Below are 4,990 nucleotides of genomic sequence, written 5' to 3' on the forward strand. Positions count from 1 at the left end.
TCTGCTGCCGGAATTCTCGGCGCTGGAAAACATCATGATGCCGCAGCTCATCAAGGGGCTCAGCCGCAAGGACGCGGCCGAGCGCGCGGCGCAGCTGCTCGATTACATGCAGATCGGCAAACGCGCGGCGCACCGGCCGTCCGAGCTCTCCGGCGGCGAACAGCAGCGCGTCGCCATTGCGCGTGCGGTCGTCAATGCGCCGCTGGTACTGCTGGCGGACGAGCCGACCGGCAATCTCGACCCGGTCACCGCGTCCTATGTGTTCGAGGCGCTGGCGGCGCTGGTCAAGCAATCGGGCCTCGCGGCGCTGATCGCCACCCACAATCACGAGCTGGCATCGCGCATGGACCGACGCGTCACCTTGGCCGACGGCAAAGTGGTGCCGCTCTAGGGCACGGCGATACTGGGGGGAGGCCGGCCTGCGAAAGGCGGCTTCCTGCGCTTCCCGTTCTACCCCGTCGCGGTAGAACGGTGCTCACGTACCCAAAAGTACGCTCCGCTCCGGTTCTCGAAATCCACCATTCTCGGCTCGGCCTGACCCCAGTCTCGTCGTGCCCTGGTCGGCGCTGGGCAACCGTCGTTCGCCCGTCAACCTTTTCTTAACCCTGCCGATTTGATCGCCCGGAAATTCGGACACGGCCGGATTGTGTCCGTTGACTTTGAAACAAAATTAGAACAAAATACGAACATATCAACAACAGGAGAGAGTTATGACCGATCTGGTTCAGGATGTCATCTCACTGGTTTGCATGAGCACCTTTCTCGTCTCCATGGCAATCTGGATTGGAGCCATGTGATTTGGCGGCGTTCGCCGCCGTGGGTCCCATGCGGTCGAAGACCGCTCCGCCGTTAAGCTTTTCTTGCCGCAGCGACGTTAGAGTGCCCCGGCAAGACAGGGAGCAACGTCCAGGTGTCGCCCATCGTCACGGCCATTCTGGTGGCCAGCAATCTCGGGCTGATCTTTCTGTTGATGACGGTGCCGCTTGGTTTGCGCACGGTCCGGCTGACCCGTCTGGTGGCGATGGATCGGCAGCGCCTCTGGCAGGCGCTGTGGCCGCTCGGCAGCGATGCCGGCTGGTCCGGTGAGATCCTGTCCGCCGAGGCCCCGGACGGCGAGGGCGTGGCCCGCATCACGCTGTCCTGGGAAGGTCGCGACGGCAAGCCGATCGAACGCAAGTCGCGGTTTGAAGACGTCGTCGAAGGCAGCCGCTTCTCGATGCGTGTCATCGAGGATACGGCACTCGACGCTTCGTTCTGGAAGGATTTTCGCGAAACCGCCGAACTCGTTTCGGAAGGCAACAGCACGCGGGTGACGCTCAGCCAGACCGATCGCTATCGTGGCGTTGCCTTCCTGGTGTTCCGCTATTTCGCCCTGCGCCGCGAACTCTCCAAGCTGCAGCGCTGGGCGCGGACCGGAAAGTATCGCAAGGGCGGCTGGTTCGAGCATCCGCTCAGCCAGGTCGGCTTTGCCGGGCTTTCGGCGCTGATCCTGTGGCCATTCTTCGGCCTTCACTTCGGCGGTTTGGCACTGGCCGCGATCCTCACATCGGTGGTCGCCCTGCATGAGCTTGGCCATATGGCAGCGTTCCGGCTGATGGGCCACAACCGTGCACGGATGATCTTCATTCCGCTGCTCGGCGGCATCGCCATTGGCGGGCGGCCCTATGACAGCCGTTTCGAAGTGGCTTTCGTGGCATTGATGGGCGCCGGCTTTTCGGCCTTCCTGGTGCCGATCGCCATCGCCGCAAGCACCTTTGCCGGCGCGGAAGGTCACCGGCTGGCGGCGGCCCTGCTGGCGACCCTGGCGGGCTTCGCCGCACTGTTCAACATCGCCAATCTGGTGCCGGTGTGGAAGTTCGACGGCGGCCAGGTGCTGCGCCAGATCTGTCCGGGACCGGTCGCGCTGGCGCTGGCTTCCTTCTTCCTGCTCTCGGCTTTCCTGGCCGTGGGTTGGCAGGCCGGCTTTTCCGCCACCTTCCTGCTCGCGACGGGAGCGGTGTTTTCGCTCCTCAGCCTGCTGACGATGAGCAGTGGGGTGAAGCCGCGTCACGAGCTGAAGCCGATCCGCACCATCGACCGGCTGGCCATGGCGGCGGCGTTGCTGGCGGTGTTCGCCATCCATGGCTATGGCGTGTTGTGGGCCTCTGCCCAACTGATTTGAGCCGTACCGGATCCGGAAGATCAGCCGGCTTTGCGCTCGGCTTCGACAGGCAACGCCGTGGCGGGACCGAACACATCCTCGAAGGCGGATTTCAACGCCAGATCAAGATCGGCCATGGTCAGGGGAAGGCCTAGGTCGACGAGGCTGGTGATGCCGTGGTCCTGCACGCCGCAAGGCACGATGCCGCTGAAATGGTCGAGATCGGGCTCGACATTGATGGCGATGCCGTGAAAACTCACCCAGCGCCGCAGCCGGATGCCTATGGCCGCGATCTTGTCCTCCGCCGGCGAGCCGTCCGGCAGAGCAGGGCGATCCGGCCGCACGACCCAGACGCCGACCCGGTCCTCGCGGCGCTCGCCCCGCACATTGAAAGCGGCAAGCGTGCCGATGATCCACTGTTCGAGCGCCGCGACGAAGGCGCGGACATCCTCGCGCCGCCGCTTCAGGTCGAGCATGACGTAAGCGACCCGCTGGCCTGGCCCATGATAGGTGTATTCGCCGCCGCGTCCGGCCGCGAAGACCGGGAAGCGGCTGGCGTCGATCAGATCCTCGCCACGGGCGCTGGTGCCGGCCGTGTAGAGCGGCGGGTGTTCGACCAACCAGACCATTTCGCCGGCAGCGCCGCTGCGGATCGCCTCGGCGCGCGCCTCCATGAAGGCAAGTGCCTCGGGATAGGCGGTAAGGCCGGGCTCGATCAGCCATTCGACCGGTGCCGAGCCGGGAAGCGGCAGGAACGACGTGGCGATCTGGCTGCGTTCGGTCATGGCGTATCGTCTTTTCGTTTGTCCATGGGGCGCCCAAAAACGCCTCGCACCTTTGGGCGACATCAACTTGCCTTCCATATGGCTATATCAGGCGCAAACGTCCAGTTCCGGCGCTGCGTTCGGGCCCTGTGGAGCATTATGCCAATCGCCTGACATTATTGCTTGCCGTGCACTTGTTTCACCGGAAACGATTTGCTACACGCCGCGAGCCGGTCGGTTCCGGCTCTACCACGTGCGGTCGTGGCGGAATTGGTAGACGCGCAGCGTTGAGGTCGCTGTGGGGCAACCCGTGGAAGTTCGAGTCTTCTCGACCGCACCATTTCTCTTTCTTCAATCCGATTTGTGCCGGTCTCGCCCGCTGCGGGCCGGACGCATTTCGTTGATATTCCCGCACTTTACGCCACTTTCTTTTTGAGCGTCGGATTCTCCAAAACCGGTTTCCCCTTTTGGGTCCGATGCTCTAGACCTGATTTGCACCTTTTCCGGGATTCTTGTGGCGGGAGGCGCTGGTGGAAGGCGAGCACGAACGGACGACCGGCGCCGGGGCCGCCGAGGACAACCACGCCGACATCTATGGCGAGGACGGCGCCGTGCTTTCGTCCTTCCTGGCGCGGATCGGCGCGGCGATCGCCGACCGCGACACGCTGACCCTCAAGCATGAAGTCGACGACCTGCACCAGTCGGAGCTCGGCGATCTGCTCGAGGCGCTGCATCCCGAACAGCGCCGCGCGCTGGTCGAACTCCTGGGCGCCGATTTCGACTTTTCCTCGCTGACGGAGGTCGACGAGGCGATCCGTATGGAGATCGTCGACAATCTGCCCAATGCGCAGATCGCGCAGGCGGTGCAGGAGCTCGATTCCGACGACGCCGTCTACATTCTCGAGGATCTCGACCAGGAAGACCAGGACGAGATCCTGTCGCAACTGCCGTTCACCGAGCGGATCAGGCTGCGCCGCTCGCTCGATTATCCCGAAGAGACGGCCGGCCGCCGCATGCAGACCGAGTTCGTCGCGGTTCCGCCGTTCTGGACGATCGGCCAGACCATCGACTACATGCGCGAGGACAACAATCTTCCCGAGCGCTTCAGCCAGATCTTCGTCATCGATCCGAGCTTCAAGCTGCTCGGCGCCATCGACCTCGACCAGATCCTGCGCACCAAGCGTTCGGTCAAGGTCGAGGAGGTGATGCACGAGACGCGGCACGCCATTCCGGCCATCATGGACCAGGAAGAGGCGGCGCGGGAATTCGAGCAGTACGATCTTTTGTCGGCCGCGGTCGTCGACGAGAACGAACGGCTGGTTGGCGTTCTGACCATCGACGATGTCGTCGACGTCATCCAGCAGGAGGCCGAGGAAGATCTGATGCGTATGGGCGGCGTCGGCGACGAAGAGCTTTCCGACAGCATCTTTTCGACCTCGCGCTCACGCGTTCCGTGGCTGCTGATCAACCTTCTGACCGCGTTCCTGGCGGCGTCGGTGATCAGCCTGTTCGACCGCACGATCGAACACATCGTGGCACTGGCGGTGCTGATGCCGATCGTCGCGGGCATGGGCGGCAATGCCGGCTCGCAAACCATGACCGTCACCGTGCGGGCGTTGGCGACCAGGGATCTCGACATCTACAATGCCGGCCGCATCATTCGCCGCGAGATGGGTGTCGGCTTCATCAACGGCATCGTCTTCGCCATCCTGATCGGCATCGTCGCGGCAGCCTGGTTCCGTGATCCCAATCTGGGCGGGATCATCGCGGCGGCGATGATCATCAACATGTTCGTGGCCGCCCTGGCCGGCATCCTGATCCCGCTGCTGCTCGATCGTTTCAAGGTCGATCCGGCGGTCGCTTCGGCGGTCTTCGTCACCACGGTTACCGACGTCGTCGGTTTCTTTGCATTTCTCGGCATTGCCACGTGGTGGTTCGGCGTGCCCTGAGGCACGCCTTTTGGCTCAATTGACTTTTACGTAAATGCCGTGCGAGGCTCGCGCGGGGCGCCATGTCGATTCCGGCATGGCATGGGTTTTGGTTCGGGACAGAAGGGTGACGCCGCCATGGCGATCGCCCCGGTGTT

The 4,990-nt window shown here is 63.5% G+C and carries 4 protein-coding genes and 1 tRNA gene; 4 read left to right on the forward strand and 1 reads right to left on the reverse strand.

Features of this window, described 5'->3' with window-relative positions; all coding sequences use genetic code 11:
• Window positions 1–391, forward strand: a 391-nt coding sequence (locus EN914_RS24015; protein WP_127389310.1) for an ABC transporter ATP-binding protein, incomplete at its 5' end; no start/stop codon positions are given.
• Window positions 392–910: 519 nt separating this feature from the next.
• Window positions 911–2,161: a peptidase M50 gene (locus EN914_RS24020; protein ID WP_024501354.1), complete on the forward strand. Its 1,251-nt coding sequence runs from the start codon at window positions 911–913 to the stop codon at window positions 2,159–2,161.
• 20 nt (window positions 2,162–2,181) lie between these two features.
• Here EN914_RS24020 and lipB read toward each other — a convergent pair whose 3' ends face one another.
• Window positions 2,182–2,925: a lipoyl(octanoyl) transferase LipB gene (lipB, locus tag EN914_RS24025; protein WP_024501353.1), complete on the reverse strand. Its 744-nt coding sequence runs from the start codon at window positions 2,923–2,925 to the stop codon at window positions 2,182–2,184.
• Window positions 2,926–3,159: 234 nt separating this feature from the next.
• Here lipB and EN914_RS24030 point away from each other — a divergent pair.
• Together EN914_RS24030 and mgtE are read left to right on the forward strand one after the other, a co-directional pair.
• A tRNA-Leu gene (locus tag EN914_RS24030) sits at window positions 3,160–3,244 on the forward strand.
• Between the two features lie 190 nt (window positions 3,245–3,434).
• Entirely contained in the window at window positions 3,435–4,853 is a 1,419-nt protein-coding gene (gene mgtE / locus EN914_RS24035) for a magnesium transporter (RefSeq protein ID WP_024501352.1), read from the forward strand.
• Window positions 4,854–4,990: the final 137 nt, after the last annotated feature.

It is taken from the genome of Mesorhizobium sp. M7A.F.Ca.CA.001.08.2.1, assembly GCF_003998455.1.
Taxonomy (GTDB): Bacteria; Pseudomonadota; Alphaproteobacteria; order Rhizobiales; family Rhizobiaceae; genus Mesorhizobium; species Mesorhizobium ciceri.